General features: G+C 46.3%; 17 protein-coding genes and 1 pseudogene. 5 read left to right on the top strand and 13 right to left on the bottom strand.

Features of this window, described 5'->3' with window-relative positions:
- Positions 1-233 precede the first annotated feature (233 nt).
- Complete coding sequence (locus QT996_RS26545) at positions 234-794, top strand: hypothetical protein (RefSeq protein ID WP_333050310.1); 561 nt, start codon at positions 234-236, stop codon at positions 792-794.
- Between the two features lie 128 nt (positions 795-922).
- On the opposite strand, the gene QT996_RS26540 is transcribed toward QT996_RS26545, so the two are convergent.
- From QT996_RS26540 to psbZ, 5 genes are all read right to left on the bottom strand, one after another.
- Positions 923-1,183: a hypothetical protein gene (locus tag QT996_RS26540; protein ID WP_333050308.1), complete on the bottom strand. Its 261-nt coding sequence runs from the start codon at positions 1,181-1,183 to the stop codon at positions 923-925.
- Between the two features lie 204 nt (positions 1,184-1,387).
- Positions 1,388-2,854: a DEAD/DEAH box helicase gene (locus tag QT996_RS26535; protein ID WP_333050306.1), complete on the bottom strand. Its 1,467-nt coding sequence runs from the start codon at positions 2,852-2,854 to the stop codon at positions 1,388-1,390.
- Between the two features lie 774 nt (positions 2,855-3,628).
- Entirely contained in the window at positions 3,629-4,939 is a 1,311-nt protein-coding gene (gene rimO, locus QT996_RS26530; protein ID WP_333050305.1) for a 30S ribosomal protein S12 methylthiotransferase RimO, read from the bottom strand.
- A gap of 209 nt (positions 4,940-5,148) precedes the next feature.
- Positions 5,149-5,742, bottom strand: a complete 594-nt coding sequence (ribH, locus tag QT996_RS26525) for a 6,7-dimethyl-8-ribityllumazine synthase (protein ID WP_333050304.1) — start codon at positions 5,740-5,742, stop codon at positions 5,149-5,151.
- 220 nt (positions 5,743-5,962) lie between these two features.
- Positions 5,963-6,154 (bottom strand): photosystem II reaction center protein PsbZ, encoded by a 192-nt coding sequence (gene psbZ, locus QT996_RS26520; RefSeq protein ID WP_190735314.1) that lies wholly within the window; start codon positions 6,152-6,154, stop codon positions 5,963-5,965.
- A 316-nt stretch (positions 6,155-6,470) separates the two neighbouring features.
- Here psbZ and QT996_RS26515 point away from each other — a divergent pair, with 316 nt between their 5' ends.
- Both QT996_RS26515 and QT996_RS26510 read left to right on the top strand, forming a co-directional pair.
- On the top strand, positions 6,471-9,398 hold the full coding sequence (locus tag QT996_RS26515) for a CBS domain-containing protein (RefSeq protein ID WP_333050301.1): 2,928 nt from the start codon (positions 6,471-6,473) through the stop codon (positions 9,396-9,398).
- 135 nt (positions 9,399-9,533) lie between these two features.
- Positions 9,534-9,989 carry a DUF2127 domain-containing protein gene (locus QT996_RS26510; protein WP_333050300.1) on the top strand — a complete coding sequence of 152 codons (456 nt, stop codon included), beginning with the start codon at positions 9,534-9,536 and terminating at the stop codon, positions 9,987-9,989.
- A gap of 1,062 nt (positions 9,990-11,051) precedes the next feature.
- Here the strand turns inward: QT996_RS26510 and QT996_RS26505 are convergent.
- Positions 11,052-11,396 (bottom strand): DUF4870 domain-containing protein, encoded by a 345-nt coding sequence (locus QT996_RS26505; protein WP_333050297.1) that lies wholly within the window; start codon positions 11,394-11,396, stop codon positions 11,052-11,054.
- A gap of 102 nt (positions 11,397-11,498) precedes the next feature.
- Here QT996_RS26505 and prfC point away from each other — a divergent pair, with 102 nt between their 5' ends.
- Positions 11,499-13,127, top strand: coding sequence for a peptide chain release factor 3 (gene prfC, locus QT996_RS26500; RefSeq protein ID WP_333050296.1), 1,629 nt, complete (start codon positions 11,499-11,501; stop codon positions 13,125-13,127).
- 106 nt (positions 13,128-13,233) lie between these two features.
- On the opposite strand, the gene QT996_RS26495 is transcribed toward prfC, so the two are convergent.
- Together QT996_RS26495 and QT996_RS26490 are read right to left on the bottom strand one after the other, a co-directional pair.
- On the bottom strand, positions 13,234-13,542 hold the full coding sequence (locus QT996_RS26495) for a type II toxin-antitoxin system RelE/ParE family toxin (RefSeq protein ID WP_333050295.1): 309 nt from the start codon (positions 13,540-13,542) through the stop codon (positions 13,234-13,236).
- Positions 13,539-13,802 carry a type II toxin-antitoxin system Phd/YefM family antitoxin gene (locus tag QT996_RS26490; protein WP_015177371.1) on the bottom strand — a complete coding sequence of 88 codons (264 nt, stop codon included), beginning with the start codon at positions 13,800-13,802 and terminating at the stop codon, positions 13,539-13,541. The genes QT996_RS26495 and QT996_RS26490 overlap by 4 nt, the downstream gene beginning before the upstream one ends.
- Positions 13,803-14,192: 390 nt before the next feature.
- Between QT996_RS26490 and QT996_RS26485 the strand changes: the two genes are divergently transcribed.
- On the top strand, positions 14,193-14,462 hold the full coding sequence (locus QT996_RS26485) for a hypothetical protein (RefSeq protein ID WP_333050293.1): 270 nt from the start codon (positions 14,193-14,195) through the stop codon (positions 14,460-14,462).
- 135 nt (positions 14,463-14,597) lie between these two features.
- On the opposite strand, the gene QT996_RS26480 is transcribed toward QT996_RS26485, so the two are convergent.
- The 5 genes and pseudogenes from QT996_RS26480 to QT996_RS26460 all read right to left on the bottom strand — a co-directional run.
- On the bottom strand, positions 14,598-15,011 hold the full coding sequence (locus QT996_RS26480) for a PIN domain-containing protein (RefSeq protein ID WP_333050292.1): 414 nt from the start codon (positions 15,009-15,011) through the stop codon (positions 14,598-14,600).
- Positions 15,008-15,358: a hypothetical protein gene (locus QT996_RS26475; RefSeq protein ID WP_333050290.1), complete on the bottom strand. Its 351-nt coding sequence runs from the start codon at positions 15,356-15,358 to the stop codon at positions 15,008-15,010. The genes QT996_RS26480 and QT996_RS26475 overlap by 4 nt, the downstream gene beginning before the upstream one ends.
- Before the next feature lie 110 nt (positions 15,359-15,468).
- Positions 15,469-15,699 (bottom strand): DUF433 domain-containing protein, encoded by a 231-nt coding sequence (locus QT996_RS26470; RefSeq protein WP_333050288.1) that lies wholly within the window; start codon positions 15,697-15,699, stop codon positions 15,469-15,471.
- Between the two features lie 12 nt (positions 15,700-15,711).
- Positions 15,712-15,873 (bottom strand): hypothetical protein, encoded by a 162-nt coding sequence (locus QT996_RS26465; protein ID WP_333050286.1) that lies wholly within the window; start codon positions 15,871-15,873, stop codon positions 15,712-15,714.
- A gap of 189 nt (positions 15,874-16,062) precedes the next feature.
- Positions 16,063-16,490 (bottom strand): annotated as a pseudogene (locus tag QT996_RS26460) (hypothetical protein); the annotation flags it as partial.

Below are 16,490 nucleotides of genomic sequence, written 5' to 3'. Positions count from 1 at the left end.
ACGACCAGACATTGTAATTCTCTCCTTTACTTTTTACACAAGTCTATCACATCTTTAAAAAAATGGTATAAGAGTTATGGTAACAACCGGGTTTCCTTTGTGTAGTTTTGGTAAAAAAACTCGGTTTCAGAGCATCGCCGTGCGTCTAGGAGTGTTTGTGTAAGTCCTATTAGTATCAATCCGGATCTAGCGGGCGATCGCGGGAATACATAGCCAAATAAAGCTATAAAAAAATGGTAAAAATATTTGTGACAACAGCCGTCGCTGGCATCATGATGAATCTCGCGATTTCGAGCTTTGGATTTGCTGCTTTAATTCGCCCTGTTCCCGCTATGAATCAAACTGTTGCGACTCTAGAAAGAATGCTCAGCGCGACACAAAAGCCGGCGGCGCTGAACTATTCGCGTCTGGGGATTGGTGGCGTTCGGTTGGGGATGTCTGTAGAAGAGGCAAAACGCAAGTTGGGAAAACCGCAGCGCGACGAAACTAAACCTGCTGGGCCTGGCATCGGCGGCAAGATTCGCACGCTAACCTACTCAGGATTGACGGTAGCAGCATGGGAGGGCAAAGTTTATTTAGTTTCTACTACCAATCCCAAGTTTCTGACAATTGATGGTGTGAAGGTAGGAGATAACAGCCAAAAAGTTGTTAAAACTTACGGTTACGGGTCGCAATCTGTGCAGGGTGGAGTGACCCGGTTGACTTACAGCAATGACCAAAAGGCTTCTAATTTGATTGTGGAAATTAAGGGCGATCGCGTGCAAAAAATTATTGTGAGCACGCAGCTAAACTGAAATATTAAACCACAGTGCAAAAGTCCGGGTTCACAAGTTTGTAATAAGGACTTTATTTATGAGGATTTTTAGTCTTTCTGTGAGTTGACTGGAGGGCTTTTTCCTCATGTGCGATCGCCCGCGTCTCCTTAATCCTCTTCATCATCATCCGACAATATTGCCATTTCCTCAGCAATTAGTGTCTGAAAATCCTCTCCGCAGTGAACGTTGAGATGAATTGCAGCACTCAGGAACTCTGCTAGAATTTCAGCTTTTTGTCGATCGCTCAACTCAGGTAACTGAAGCTGATGGATTAAAGTAATCACATTTTGACACTCAGTACCCAATTCATCAATTAACGTACTCAGCGTAGAATTTGTTACAGAAATTGTCCGATTTCTAAATTCCATCTTTAGTTACCCACTTCTTAGTCTGCGGAGGCAGACTTTGTTTGTGTAGTAGCGGTTTCAACCGCCGAGTAATCTTCGTTTGTGTAATAGCAGTTTCAACCGCCGAATTCAGATTTAGTCTCACACCCATAAAAAAAGTAGAGACGCGATCGATCGCATCTCTACAATAATTCTAAATAAGGTGCACATTGTGCACCCTACCAATTAGCGGTTCTGGGGAACAGGAGCACTCGGTGCTCCAGAAAAAGTCGCCTCACCAGTCTTAGCCCGCTTTTTGATCAAGATAGGCTTGACGCTGTTTTCTCCACCAATCGGGGGATCTTCTTGTTGAGCGTAATCAGCGCCCATCCAAGCAGGACGGCTTTGATCGAAAGCCATTTGCAATGCAGCAGCGGCGATCGCGTGGGAGTCGTACTCCTCGGATAACTGAGAGACCAGAGGCAAGAAAGATGCCATGCGTTCGCCAGCCAAAGCTTCACGAACTTTACCCTGCATCTTTTCCAACTGACGAGCTTCAATTTGCGCCCGTGTCGGAATGTTTCGCACCGTCAAGCTCGATCGCACGTGGCGTTCAATCAAGCGCAGTTTGCGACGATCGACCGGTTGAATCAGCGTAATCGCCGTTCCTTCCCGACCAGCCCGGCCCGTGCGTCCGATCCGGTGAACGTAGCTTTCCACACTGTCGGGCAAATCGTAGTTAATCACGTGAGTCAAGTGATCCACGTCCAAACCCCGCGCCGCAATATCAGTCGCCACTACCCAGCGCACCTGACATTGGCGGAACCGATGCAACAAACGTTCCCGTTGTGCCTGATTCAAATTACCGTGATACTCATCAACGCTGTGACCTGCTGCTTGCAGTTGGCTGGTGAGTTCTGCCGCCGACTGCCGAGTCCGCACAAAAATCAGTGCAGATTCCGGGTCTTCCATTTCTAGGATTGGCTGTAGAGCTCTTGCCTTCGACCAGCCCCGGGGAATCATGTACACGCCTTGGCTGATGCGCTTCGGCGTTGCTTTTGGCTGTTCTACGGTGACGTTGACTGGGTTACGCAAATGCCGCGCTACCAATTTCCGAATGGAAGCTTCCATCGTCGCCGAGAAAAATGCCGTTTGACGTTCTTTTGGTGCAGCATCCAAGATTTTTTCCACATCTTGAATAAAGCCCATGCTCAGCATTTCGTCAGCTTCATCCAAAACTAGCCATTTTACCTTGTCTAGTTTCAGGCTGCCGCGGCTCAGCATATCCAATATGCGTCCGGGTGTACCAACAACGATGTGAACGCCGCGTTTCAAACGCTGCATTTGGCGATCGATCGATTGACCGCCGTACACTGTCAGAACTTGCAGAGAGCGACCCACTTTTACCGGGCCGTCGCTGCTGATGCCGCTCAAATCACGGATGGCTTCAGTTACTTGCATCGCCAATTCGCGAGTCGGCGTCAGCACCAGTGCTTGCACCGCAGTCACATCTAAATCAATCCGCTCCAAGATGGGCAACGAGAATGCTGCCGTTTTGCCTGTCCCTGTTTGGGCTTGACCTACAACGTCGCGACCTGCTAACAGGTGCGGAATTGCTTGTACTTGGATGGGAGTAGGTTCTGTAAAGCCTAGTGTTTCCAGATGGAGAACGAGTTCTTCCGAAAGACCTAAGCCTTCAAACAATAAATTCATTAATGCTCCTAATAACGAGTCTTAGCCTTCTAAGTTGCCCAACTCGGATGCGGATTTCTGCTCTAGGGCAGGAACTCATAAGAGTTCTTTATGGTGCTGCGCCTGCGCGCACCTTCTTAAATAGCAATCGAGTATAGGGCAGCTCCGTCGATGGTGACTAAATTTACCAATTCGACAGCCGTCTTTGATTTTGTGACATCACCGATACCAACCGCCAGGGGTCGGGTTATAGGCTTCCAACATTCTTAAAACAGGACATTGGACTTCCTTTGAGGTACTTGCAAGCTTTCCCTCTAGGGCATTTTATAGTGAGGATCATGACCAGCCCCACTTCACTACATAGTAGTAACAGGTTGTTTGGTTCAGGCGCTATCCCGCAATCCGTCGCCTGCGGGATTGAGCAGGGGATGGGGCGACCGTTACCGCCTATCCATCTCAACACTCTTTCGGGATACCGTTGTGGTGTAGGGCGGACGGCGAAGCAATCTCAAATTCTCCCCGCTTATTTCTGGCTTGTTATCATCATAACTCTTTACATTCAGAAACAAAACATTAAATTCGTTAAAATTTTCCGATGTTCTGTAGAGATTACCACACCCCGACGGGGAGGGTCGATTGCCAGATAGGGGCTAAAAAAGTTTAGAACCCCTTTGCTACATATCTTTGCACAATTGTGTACTAACCGTTACTTTTTCTGCACAATCCGCTAATCATTTTTGGCTCGTGTCCGGTTTTTGTTCGCCACACCGTCTCAGGTGACAGTTCCAGCAAAACTTACACTTGACCATAGAGGTCGTAGACATCTGCACCCGTAATTTTCACAGATACGATCGATCCCAGTCGCGCTTCTCCTGTCACATAGACGAGTCCATCTACTTCTGGGGAAAACCGAGCGGATCTACCAATCAACTCACCTGTCTCTGGTTGTTCTTGTTCTATCAGGACATCAACTACCTGACCGACAGATTCTTGATTCTTCTTCAATGATATAGGTTGTTGTGCCGCCATTACCGCATTGCGCCGCATTTCCATTATTTCTGCAGGTATTTGCTGGGGCAAGCTGAAGGCTGGGGTTCCTTCTTCTGGCGAAAATACAAAAACTCCTACGTGATCGAATTCGTGGCGCTTGACAAATTCCAGCAAGTGTGCTGCGTGTTCGTCGGTTTCGCCGGGGAAGCCAACAATAAAAGTTGTCCGCATCACGGCGCCGGGAAGAGCTGCTTTGAGCCGATCGACTATAGCATCATTAATCCCAGCTTGAAAAGGCCGATTCATCGCCCGCAGAATTTCTGGGTGCGAGTGTTGCAGGGGTAAATCCAAATACGGCAAAACGTTTGGTGTTTCCCGGATTGCCTCGACAACTTGCGGAGTCAAACCTGTAGGATAGGCGTAGTGCATCCGAATCCAAGGCACATCTACTTTACCCAAAGCCCGAAGCAGTTCGGCTAGTTTCGGTTCGCCATAAATATCTTTGCCGTAGTTGGTGGTAATTTGAGAAATCAAGATAATTTCCTTTACCCCTTCCGATGCCAATTGCTTAGCTTCGGCGACGATAGATTCGATCGTCCGCGATCTTTGATTTCCGCGCAAGTGCGGGATAATGCAAAATGCACAGCGATAGTCGCAGCCTTCTGCTATTCGCAGATAAGCGACACCTTCCGATGTCGTGCGGTAGCGGGGAGTAGTTTCGTCAGCGATGTAAGTAGGTTCTGAAGAGACGAGGGAAACTCGATCGCCCTTTTCCACCTGCTGCATAACATTGACGATTTTATGATAGTCGCCCGTGCCGACAATTGCTACTGCTTCCGGCAATTCGTCCAGCAATTCCTGCTGAAAATGCTGTGCCATGCAGCCGGTGATGACTACTTTTTTATTAGCTTCTGCCAATTCTACCAAGGTGCGGACCGACTCTTCTCGCGCAGCTTGGATAAAACTACAAGTATTGACTACAACATAATCAGCTAATTCTTCATTAGAATCCACTTGATAGCCCGCTTGAGCCAGCAAGCCGATCATGTGTTCGGTATCGATGCGATTTTTTTCGCAGCCGAGGTGAGTAAATGCGATCGTTGGCTTCGTTGCCATGCAGTAATAGTTAGTGTTGCGCTATTTTAAGAACATTTAATGATATCACACTCATTGCCAATTGGCAAGATATTGGTCTAATTGGTCGATCGGCCCCGAGTGTAATTTTTACCTTGGGGGCGGGCATAATCACCACCCCACAAGAGTCTTAAGATTTTTCCAGATGCAAATCTTGATGCTTTTTACCTAAAAAATACTGCTAGCCCAACTTACGTGGGGATTTGATCCGACGATACATCCGGGGTGATCGCCAGATTTGCTTCACCCGAAAGCACTTGAGCAGCAGACGCAGTAGTTAATCGACGATCGTAAGACTGTGTTCCCAAACCCTTAACTTGGCGCATCAAAGTGCCCATTTCCAAAGCACTCATCGCATAATTCCAGCCTAAATTGCTTTTAATTCCAGCCCTTTCCAAAGCTTGCTGCATCGTGTCAGTCGTCACCACCCCAAAAATCACCGGCACCCCTGTCTGAAAAGCAGCCGCAGCAATTCCCTTAGCAACCTCACCAGCCACAAAATCGAAATGAGGAGTTTGACCGCGAATTACCGCACCCAGACAAATTACCGCATCGTAGCGGTGAGAAAGAGCAGCTTGGCGCGCTACCAAAGGAATCTCAAAACTTCCCGGAACCCAAAAAAAGTCCACCTGAGAGCCATGAGGATTAATATCAACCCCGTGGCGTTTCAAACAATCTTGACATCCCTCCAAAAGTTTGTTAACCACCAAATCGTTAAAACGACCGATGACAATAGCAAACCGCAAAGATTCGGTGTGAGTAAAAGTTCCCTCGAAAACAGTCATAGTGCTCTAGTTTAGATTTTAGGTTTTAGATTTTAGATTTTTGTTTGTGAGAAGGCAAAAGTCAGAAAGCAGCAGCATCTCATCTGAATCTCAAGTGCAAAAACATACAGGGTCGCGCGGTCTGGAAAATTCCTAGCTTCTGCCGAATGCCTTTCAATCGCTGGTGAATGCCTTCATCCTTCTATCTTTTACCTTCTTTATTCGATAAACTAGGGTGAAATTAAACGACTAAAAAGTTCAATACACCCACTGCAATAACCAGCAAAAACCAGAGACCCGATCCGACATAAATCAGGGATTTAGACTGATTCCAGTTTTGGGGAGAGGCATAAGCAACTGGCACGCCAACGACCATCACAAAAGACAGCAGTACCAGACCCAGTAAAACCACTTGAAACAGAATTGATAACATCTTTTCTCCTTTCGATATAACCGTGCGTTGATCAGAAATAGTTTCCCAGAACCGAAAAAAATCTTCCAAATTCTAGTTTTTGACAGTTTCCCGAAAGTTGATCGAGAGATTGTCGGTTGATTGATACGAAAGAACCCGTGCAAATTCGGGCGTTGCGCGAACAGGCGTCAGCGGCTCTTGAGATTTTCATCAATTTTATCATTGTTCGCTACACGACAGAAAACTGGAAAGGTTAAGTTAAAGCCCGATCGACACATCCGGTTTCAGAGGGCGAGAAATTGCTACTGTTTGAGTTAGAGATGCGGGATTTTCGGCTATGGACTTAGTTTTGTGCCACACAACAGCAGATTTTGACGCCTTGGGGGCGGCGGTGGGACTTTGCGTGCTGCGCCCCGGTAGCAGAATCGTATTGACGGGCGGGTGTCACCCGACGGTGCGGGATTTTTTGGCGCTACACCGCGACGAGTACCCGCTCATTGAACGCCGATCGGTCAATCCGCAACAAATTCGATCGATTAGTATAGTTGATGCCTCCGGGCGCGATCGCTTGGGAAAAGCCGCCGAGTGGCTGGATTTGCCACACCTCAACGAAATAGCGGTTTTCGACCATCACCTACAGGCCGATTTAGACATCCCCGCTACTTTTACCCAGATCGAAGCAGTCGGAGCCAGCACGACATTAATTGTCGAAAAGCTCAAAAATCAAGCAGAAAACAGCGACACACCATCCCGCCTTCTGCCTTCAGAAGCAACAGTAATGGCCCTCGGCATCCACGTCGATACAGGTTCCCTCACCTTTGAGGGCGCAACTGCGCGAGATGCCATAGCTTTGGCGTGGTTGATGGAACAGGGAGCGAGTTTGGGGGTAATAGCTGAATATGTAGAACCCGGTTTGTCTCCTCAATTGCAAGATTTGCTGAGAGAAGCGCTGAATAATTTGCGATCGGAAACTTTGCACGGTTACAGCGTAGCCTGGGTGCTGCTATCTACTGAATCCTACGTTCCCGGACTTTCTTCGCTGGCTTCTCGCTTGCTCGATTTGACTGAAACCGATGCTCTGCTGTTAGGTAATGTTTATAAATTTAGCGAAAACGAAAACAACCGCAACATCGCTCCAGAATCGCCAGTTTCCAATCGATTAACTATTATCGGTCGATCGCGCATCGAAGGAACAAACCTCAGCGAATTGTTCAAACCCTTCGGTGGCGGAGGCCACGCCCGCGCTGCTTCCCTCGCCACGCGCGATGTTGACCCCTTGCTGACTTTAAATCAGTTAGCTGACGAACTCAAAACTCAAATTCCCCACCCTCCGACAGCCCGCGAGTTAATGTCGTCTCCGGTGCGGAGTATTCGCCCCGAAACGTCTGTGGGAGAAGCTCACCGTATCCTCCTACGTTACGGACATTCGGGCCTTTCTGTGGTCGATGCGGACGATCGACTCGCCGGCATTATCTCGCGCCGCGACATTGACATTGCCCTGCACCACGGTTTCAGTCACGCCCCGGTGAAGGGTTACATGACTTGGCAGTTAAAAACGATCGCCCCAGATACCTTGCTGCCGGAAATTGAATCTTTAATGGTGACATACGATATCGGGCGCTTGCCAGTATTGGAAAACGGTCAACTGGTGGGAATTGTTACCCGGACTGATGTGTTGCGGGAATTGCACCAGCAAAAAGCGCGAGACAGGGGAAGCAATGCAGAATTGTCTTATTGTGCCGTGTCCGAATCGGTTGAGCAGTTGTTGCGATCGCGCATAAGTGCCGAATTATGGCAATTATTGTCGATCGCCGCCAATATTGCCCAAAACCGCGGCTGGCAACTTTATATTGTGGGTGGAGCAGTCCGGGATTTACTCTTAGCCACGGATGATACACTGGCGCTAACAGATATCGATTTGGTTGTGGATGGAAAGTGCGGTTCCGACGATTCCGGTGCTGGTGTCGAGTTAGCTTCCTCGCTGCAAAAACTTTACCCCGAATCGCGTTTGGACGTTCACGGTCAATTTCAAACCGCCGCGCTTTTGTGGCACAAAGACTCTGCTTTCGGCTCGCTGTGGGTGGATATCGCTACGGCTCGCACTGAATTTTATCCTTATCCGGCTGCCAATCCTGAAGTTGAAGCGAGTTCAATTCGCCAAGATTTGTACCGGAGGGATTTTACAATTAATGCCCTGGCTGTGCGGTTGGGTGTTCCTCGCAGCGGCGAATTGTTAGATTTTTTTTGCGGTTTGCTCGACTTGGAAGCGAAGCAAATTCGAGTTTTGCACGCCAATAGTTTTATCGAAGATCCGACGCGAATTTATCGCGCTGTGCGGTTTGCTGTGCGGTTGGGATTTGAAATTGAGCCACAGACGGAAGGATACATCCGCAACGCTTTGGCCAGCGGGATTTATTACCGAATTCAGGGGGAAAACGGCCGAGCTCCGGCTTTGGAAACTCGGCTCAAAAGCGAATTAAAATACATTTTGCAAGCTCCTTACTGGAAAGTTGCTTTGCAAATGCTGGGAGATTTGCAGGCTTTGCGCTGCATTCATCCTAGTTTGGAGTTGGATCGGGAGTTGTGGCGGCAACTGCGTTTGCTCGATCGGTGTTTGCAAGGAAGGAAGAAGGAAGAAGGAAGAAGGAAGAAGGAAGAAGGAAGTTCGGCAACGGATTCTGTAACGGATGTAACGGATGTCAGGAAGAAGGAAGAAGGAAGAAGGAAGAAGGAAGAAGGAAGAGACAATTCCCTATCTCCCATTCCCCATTCCCCATTCCCCATTCCCCATTCCCCATTTCCCATTATCAATATTCCCGATTGGCAGATGCGGCTGGAAGTTTTGATAGCTTATTTAGCACCGGAATATCGCGGCAAGGTGGCTGCAAATCTTCAGTTACCTGCTGACAGCATTAAGCGGTTGGAAGTTTTGGAAGGCGGAAAGAATCAGTTAGCAGAGAATTTGCCTAAGTGCGAGTTGCCGAGTCAATTGGTGTTGCTGTTGAGGAATTATGAATTGCCAGTGTTAATTGCGATCGCCCTACAAAGTCCGCGAAGTGCACGCCGCCAAATCTGGGAATATCTCACCAGGTGGGCGAATGTTGAGCCCCCTTTAAATGGCAACGATTTGAAGGCTTTGGGTTATAAGCCGGGGCCTGGGTTTAAACGAATGTTGGATGATTTGTTGGCGGCGAAGTTGGATGGCGATTTTGGCGATCGGGCTGCTGCTATCTCTTTCTTAGCACAACGTTATCCTCACACTTAGTAAGGTGCGTCAGCAGCGCGTTATTTATTATATAATAGATTAGCTAATTGGTGACGCACTCTACTAAAATTGAAGTTTTCAATCCTAAACAGGCTAACCAGGCGATCCTACATTATTGATATTTCGAGAATTAAGGTGAAGAAACATCACGCTCCTGCTTTAATCGCAATTGTCCTTTACAAAACATTTGTGGCTTCACTCTTGACAGTAACTTCGATTGCTTTGATTTTTGCATTGAAAAATCATCAAGTTTTAGAAGATTTTTCGCAATCTTATTTGTTAGAAAGAAAACTAAACATCATTGAATTTATCTTAGAAAAGCTTCTAATTCTTAACCCTAAAAACTTACTGTTTAGTGGAATTGCAGCAGCCATTTATGCAATTCTAACGGCTGTTGAAGCCGTTGGTTTGTGGTACGAAAAAAACTGGGCAACAATCTTAGTTTTAGTGCTGGTAAGCATTAGTATACCCCCTGAAATATATGAATTAGTTCACGGGATCACGGTACTTAAGTTAGCGGTATTTATCACAAATGTAGCCATTTTATGGTATTTGCTCTACCATTGGCCGAAGCATGGTAAAGGAGCTTAAAGTTTTGATTATTCATAGGAAACTCACTTGATTTTATCAATGTCAGCATTTTCCATTTTCATTTCATAAAACGGCTGATCAGTCAAATAAAAACCTCAATCTTTACAAAAGTTTTTTGATTGTAAAGATTCGATAAAGCGACGAGGGGTTATACCCCTTGTGAGTTATAGTGACATATATATAGATGCACCCTGATGGCTTTCCCGTTCCACAAGAGCGGGATTTTTATTGGAAAAATATTGTATTAAGTTTTAAGACACCTGGTAGAGATAGAATTGGTGGAAAATTTCAATAAAACGATCGCCCGATGCAAAAATAGCACAGAAGAAGCAAAAACGATGGTTCGGAGCGATCGAACATCCGCCCTAACTCTGCGAAATAACCCAAAGGCGTTAGCATAGTTTGGGCAACGGCATCAACTGAAGATGAACTTAGCCTCAGCAACAGCCCTGCAACAGGGCGAAGACACCATTGCGACTTTAGGCAGATAAGGGTTCGGCATCACTTACCGAGCTACCCACATTCATTTAAACAGAGATGTTGCACCATTTTCAATGCCAAAGATAAGCTGTTGTGCATTTAAATTGTGTGTTAAAGGCGGGCTTTCCTACCAACAGCACAATAGCGAAAGTTTATTTGACCATGCAATTTAAAGACGGATTAGCTTAATAAGCTGTTCTGCATTTAAATTGTATTTTGAGGGCGGGCAGGATGCCCACCTCACAAAAGTGAAAATTTATTTGACCATGCAATTTAAAGGCGGATTAGCTTATCTAGAATTAATAGTTGATTTTGCTCTAACTTTTGAACTCTTATGGAGCAATAATATTTCACTCATAATGTTAGGTCAATTTTCTGGAATCCCAACTGGATGATGCTTAGTTACACAAACTTTTAATTTTTTTTACTGAATCTTGTCTCCGACCATCAACCCTCTTTGTCACTTAAGCAGTGTATTTGCCAGTTGGGGGTAACGAATGTGAGTTATAAAAAAAATAAAAACCCGGTTTCTTCTTAAAGAAATCGGGTTGTTGAAATCGATGGTGAAGCGCGATTTTCTGTCTAAACTATTCGGAAAATAAAAGGGTAGCGGTAAGGTTGGTTAGGATTTTGCAAAATGTGGAGGATAGCCATTATTGTCAGTCCCCAGTGCAGCAGATAACCGAGGGGCACTAGGATAAACCCAGCAAGACCGAAAGTGACGACAGTTAACGCCACAATTACGGCGCTGTACACCCATACATTAAGGTGAAAATTGATCGCTTCTGTGGCATTTTCTTTGACAACGGGGTCATCTGATACTAACAATACAGCGATCGGCGCTCCGATCGAGAACAGTAACGTGCTGAAAAAAATCGCCCCGTGGCACACCAGTGATAGCAGCTTCCGCTTGTCCGAGTCGTACATATTACTTTTCTTCCTTGACTTTAGTGATAATTTTACCTTTAATAGCAACTGTAGCACAGGCTATAATGGCGATCGGGTGATGATTCCCCTACCTAATTTGTGATGACAACTGAACTCGAAACTGAACTGCTAACTGCTGTTGAGCGCCGGCGCAACTTTGCTATTATCTCGCACCCTGACGCGGGTAAAACTACTTTGACAGAAAAGCTGCTGCTGTACGGAGGTGCAATTCACGAAGCAGGTTCTGTGAAAGCGCGGCGGGCTCAGCGACACGCTACCTCTGACTGGATGGCGATGGAACAGCAGCGGGGAATTTCTATTACTTCTACTGTTTTGCAGTTTGAGTATAAAAAATATCACATTAATCTGCTCGATACTCCGGGACACCAAGATTTTAGCGAAGATACTTATCGAACTCTGGCGGCGGCTGACAATGCGGTGATGCTTGAGGATGCTGCTAAGGGTTTGGAACCCCAAACTCGGAAGTTATTTGAAGTTTGTAAACTGCGAAGTCTGCCTATTTTTACTTTCTTTAATAAGCTCGATCGCCCTAGCAGAGAACCTTTGGATTTGTTGGACGAAATTGAGAAAGAATTGGGCTTGCAGACTTATCCGGTAAATTGGCCCATAGGTACGGGCGATCGCTTTAAAGGTGTTTTCGATCGCAGGGCGCGCAAAATTCACTTATTCGAGCGGGCTAAACACGGTTCTCGTGCTGCTGTTGATACCGTCATTGAATTGGGCGATCCGCGCATTGAAGATTTGTTGGAACAAGATCTTTACTATCAGCTCAAAGAAGAGTTGGAACTGCTGGATGAGTTGGGAACTGAACTCGATTTAGACTTGGTTCGGGCTGGAAAAATGACGCCTGTTTTCTTTGGCAGTGCCATGAGCAATTTTGGGGTCGAACTGTTTTTAGATGCGTTTTTAGATTACGCTATGAAGCCGATCGCCCGCAAGAGCAGCGCCGGAGATTTGCCGCCAACTTATGAAGATTTTACCGGGTTTGTGTTTAAATTGCAAGCGAATATGGACCCGAGACACCGCGATCGGGTGGCGTTTATTCGGGTTTGTACGGGCAAGTTTGAAAAGGACATGAACGTGACTCACGCTCGCAGCGGTAAAACGGTGCGTTTGTCAAGGCCTCAAAAGTTATTTGCTCAGGATCGGGAGTCGATCGAGGTTGCTTATCCGGGCGATGTGATCGGTTTGAACAATCCGGGGGTATTTGCGATCGGGGATACTATTTATACTGGCCAAAAACTTGAATATGAAGGGATTCCCTGTTTTTCTCCCGAACTTTTTGCTTTTTTGAGAAATCCCAATCCTTCTAAGTTTAAGCAGTTCCGCAAAGGCGTTTCTGAGTTGCAGGAAGAAGGGGCAGTGCAAATTATGTACTCGGTTGATGAGTCGAAGCGCGAGCCAATTTTGGCGGCTGTCGGACAGTTGCAATTTGAGGTGGTGCAGTTCAGAATGCAGTCGGAATATAATGTGGAAACGACGATCGATATGTTGCCTTACAGTGTAGCTCGTTGGGTTGACGGCGGTTGGGATGCGCTGGAAAAAGTTGGGCGGCTGTTTAATACGGTGACGGTGAAAGATACTTGGGGAAGGCCGGTTTTGCTGTTTAGAAATGAGTGGAATTGCCGACAGGTGGAAGGGGAGCATCCTGTGTTGAAGTTAAATGCGATCGCCCCTGTGGTTTCTGGTTTGGCTGTTAGCGAGGAGTGAGATTACCGCAGGCAAAGGACACAACACTGTTGTGTCCATACAAATGATATTTATTCGGCTTAAATACGCCGGATATAAGAAGTTACAATCACGGCTCTAACAGTTTTTATAAGATGGTGTAAATGTCTTTTTTGTCACCATCTTTACGTCTCCCTAGTCCCACGACAACAACTAGAACTCGATCTTGTTCGACTTGATAAACTCTACGATAGCGCTGTCCAACAGCTCGGATGCTGCGAAATCCTGATAGGTTATCTACAAGGGCTTTGCCTTGCTTTTGTGGTTCAAATTTTAGTTGATCAATGCGATATCGCAATTTTTCCTGTTCTCGTCGATCTTTGACTGCCTCCAACATTTCCAGTGCCAGTGGCGTAAGCTGGATCTCATATTCGATCGCATTTTCTTCGTGATTCATAGTCCCAATTTTGCTTTGGCATTTTCCCAGGAAATAGTTTCCCCTTGGCGTGCTTGGGTGATGCTTTGACGCAATTTGGCAACGAATTCTGTATCGGTGAGAATATCTAAGGTTTCTAACAGTTCAGTCAAATGCGTGTAGCTCATTGCAGCCATAACGGGAACGCCATCTTGAGTGATGATGATAGGCTCATTGATAAGTTCTTGGGGTAGGTTTGGAAGCTGCTGCTGTGCTTGGGCAATGGTGAGTCGTTTGGACATGGTTGTACTAAAGCAACATTACTTTTAATTTAGCATTTCGGCCCAACTAACTGGTTTCCAGCCGCTGACGCTGGTAACGAGTAAATCCAAAATCCCAAATCCAAAATCTAAAATCCAAAATCGATTGACGACGGCCCCCCTCTGCGGCTACGCTTTGAAGTGAGAGGTTGCTTGCTTGTAGAGGAGGCAGCCCGCGTCGCCCAAAAATCTAGTTGCACTGCCCAAAGCTGCGCTAACAGCAATGGACAGCTAACCGCCAAACTGGGACTAGCAGTCTGGAGGCTAACGGAGTATCTTAACATCCTCTGTAGCCGCCCTGCTATGTGTTGAAATGCGGGGCGGCTGGGTTTTTGGGTTTTTCTAGAAAACCCAAAACCAGGAGAACATATTATGTCACAGGAATTCGTGCCTGACGACAACAAATCCCAATGCCCAAATGACGACTCAGCAGCAGTATGCGAACAGGAAGTGGTGCTGTTAACGGTTGTCGGTTCGCCCAAAGGTGTCCGGGAAACCATACTCACTTTGTACCGGCTGGGATTTGCAGAAGTGGGCGATTGGAGTCCCGTACAGCGTGCAGCCAATCCGAAGCAGGTGATGAGCGTGCTAATCCGTCGGAAGCGGGCTGATGGTATATCGCCGAGACAATCTGGGCGGTAAGCTGCAAGGTTAAGTTCTTTTTAGGGCTTACGCATGGGACCCAGAAACCGGGTTTTTACGAGAATACTGGGTTGTGACCCACACATTCGGTAAAAAACCCGGTTTCTTTGTCGGAGTGCGTAAGTCCTATTAATCTTATTCCAAACGTTTTAATAACTCTTTAGGTGATAGAATTGGTAAGGTAGCCCCAGCGAAATCTCCTGCATCGCGGGTTACAATCGCCTCCAAGTTATCTGACAGCGCACAAGCTAACTGCACGGCATCTTCAAAATCGGTTAAATTAGATGCAAATGCTATTTCCAAAACGTGGCGATCGACGGCAGATACTTTCATTAAGGCTAGTGTTTCAGCAATAGCTTGCCTAGCGCGATCGAGGCTGCGAGTTTGCCTTCTGACTATATAGAAGATATTTGTTAAAGTTGTTGCCGTTACATATCCCTCAATTTGCTCATTTTCGATCGCCTCAAATAAAGCATCAGCATCCTCTACAAACGGTTCTCGTTCTAGCAAACTATCGAGGATAATGTTGGTGTCTATTAATACCTTCATTTTAGGTATTTCTCCACCAAACGCTCTTCTAACATGATTGCAACTTCGGCATCTGTTGGAGGTGGCATATCAGTTTTTGCTAGCCCTCTGAGTCGCTTTGCAGCACCTTTGCGATCGCGCCCCAATCTAATTTTAACTTCGGCATCTGTTGGGATTGGTGTATCAGTTTTTGCTAGCCCCGTCCTGGGTTCCACAAAGTCATCTAGCAGAGGTTGGCGGGGTCTGAGTTCCTGTCTGATGGACTCAACAATCGCGTTGACTAGAGCTAATCTGTCGGTAACTGATAGTTTGTGCGCTTCTCGGCTTAATGGCAGCCAAGGAATTTGGGGTATTTGGGAGTCGTTCATATTTATATTTTGATATTTTCTGGGTCTATTTTAGCAAATTTAAGACTTACCGACGGGCGGCCATAAACCGGGTTTTTTAGAGAATACTTGGTCAAACAATAGTAGTTTCATCACCCAACAACTAACATAAACTGCTCTCGTTTAGCTGCGAAACTCAAGCAAGCTAAAATATCCTGTTGCGTGAGATAGGGAAAATCATCTAGAATTTCTTGATAAGTCATCCCAGGAGCGAGATATTCCAACACGTCATAAACTGTAATTCTCATACCTCGAAGACAAGGTTTACCACCTCGCTTACCCGGTTCTATCGTAATTATTTTAGCGATTTCTTGTTCTGACATGGCATTTTTCCTCTAGCTACTGTTCTCAATTTTAGCATCAAAAGATAGCGATAGGCACTTACCCCGATCGCGCGATCGATCGAACTTTTTAAATTGATTGTATTCGATCGCCCGTAGTGCCCAGAAACCGGGTTTTTTCGATATTTTTTGATGGTGATGCAAAGATGCGGCCAAAAACCCGGTTGCTGCTTCCCATCAAGCTAACTGCTGACAGTATCTTGATCCAAATTATCGAGATATTCTTGCAGCGCCGGCTCTTCCGTAGTTAGTGTGCCAAAATATTAGTTTAAGTAGCCAAAAAGCCAATGATACCTGAACTGGCTACAAAACAGGCTATTTTTGACGGTCGAGATTGCCAACAATTCATAGCCAACAATGGTTTCGGTCATTTTCTTGTAACAAATTAGCACAGTAAGTACGGAAGACCCGCAGCCCATCGCGCCCATTGCGAAGGATCTCTTGATTTGGCGCAATGGCTAAAGATCGATCGAACATTTCCAGCGCCTCTTGCCAATTCTTAAGTGCTTCCTGTTGCTCAGATAATTTTGCTTGCAAATTACCGAGACTTTGCAGCGCAAGCCCTTTGTTGTTGAGAGCCCGGATGTCATCCGGTGCAATAATAAAAGCAGAATTAAAGGCTGCGATCGCATCAAAGTAAGATTGTTTTGCCCCCTCAAATTCACTTAGCTGTGCTTGCAAATCACCCAGACATAGCAGCGCATTCCCTTTGTTGATGAGAACCCAGATATCATCCGGTGCAAGAATTAAAGCAGAATTAAAGGCAGCGATCG

The sequence above is a fragment of the Microcoleus sp. S13C4 genome (assembly GCF_036700865.1).
In the GTDB taxonomy this organism is placed as follows: domain Bacteria; phylum Cyanobacteriota; class Cyanobacteriia; order Cyanobacteriales; family Microcoleaceae; genus Microcoleus.
Note: the sequence above shows the minus strand (reverse complement) of the source record. Positions and strands in the feature narration are given on the sequence as shown.

Excerpts from the sequence above, each read along its gene's own strand:
- QT996_RS26545 (WP_333050310.1), top strand. The coding sequence starts at position 234 with ATGGTAAAAATATTTGTGACAACAGCCGTCGCTGGCATCATGATGAAT.
- QT996_RS26540 (WP_333050308.1), bottom strand. The coding sequence starts at position 1,183 with ATGGAATTTAGAAATCGGACAATTTCTGTAACAAATTCTACGCTGAGT.
- QT996_RS26535 (WP_333050306.1), bottom strand. The coding sequence starts at position 2,854 with ATGAATTTATTGTTTGAAGGCTTAGGTCTTTCGGAAGAACTCGTTCTC.
- rimO (WP_333050305.1), bottom strand. The coding sequence starts at position 4,939 with ATGGCAACGAAGCCAACGATCGCATTTACTCACCTCGGCTGCGAAAAA.
- ribH (WP_333050304.1), bottom strand. The coding sequence starts at position 5,742 with ATGACTGTTTTCGAGGGAACTTTTACTCACACCGAATCTTTGCGGTTT.
- psbZ (WP_190735314.1), bottom strand. The coding sequence starts at position 6,154 with ATGTTATCAATTCTGTTTCAAGTGGTTTTACTGGGTCTGGTACTGCTG.
- QT996_RS26515 (WP_333050301.1), top strand. The coding sequence starts at position 6,471 with ATGGACTTAGTTTTGTGCCACACAACAGCAGATTTTGACGCCTTGGGG.
- QT996_RS26505 (WP_333050297.1), bottom strand. The coding sequence starts at position 11,396 with ATGTACGACTCGGACAAGCGGAAGCTGCTATCACTGGTGTGCCACGGG.
- prfC (WP_333050296.1), top strand. The coding sequence starts at position 11,499 with ATGACAACTGAACTCGAAACTGAACTGCTAACTGCTGTTGAGCGCCGG.
- QT996_RS26495 (WP_333050295.1), bottom strand. The coding sequence starts at position 13,542 with ATGAATCACGAAGAAAATGCGATCGAATATGAGATCCAGCTTACGCCA.
- QT996_RS26490 (WP_015177371.1), bottom strand. The coding sequence starts at position 13,802 with ATGTCCAAACGACTCACCATTGCCCAAGCACAGCAGCAGCTTCCAAAC.
- QT996_RS26485 (WP_333050293.1), top strand. The coding sequence starts at position 14,193 with ATGTCACAGGAATTCGTGCCTGACGACAACAAATCCCAATGCCCAAAT.
- QT996_RS26480 (WP_333050292.1), bottom strand. The coding sequence starts at position 15,011 with ATGAAGGTATTAATAGACACCAACATTATCCTCGATAGTTTGCTAGAA.
- QT996_RS26475 (WP_333050290.1), bottom strand. The coding sequence starts at position 15,358 with ATGAACGACTCCCAAATACCCCAAATTCCTTGGCTGCCATTAAGCCGA.
- QT996_RS26470 (WP_333050288.1), bottom strand. The coding sequence starts at position 15,699 with ATGTCAGAACAAGAAATCGCTAAAATAATTACGATAGAACCGGGTAAG.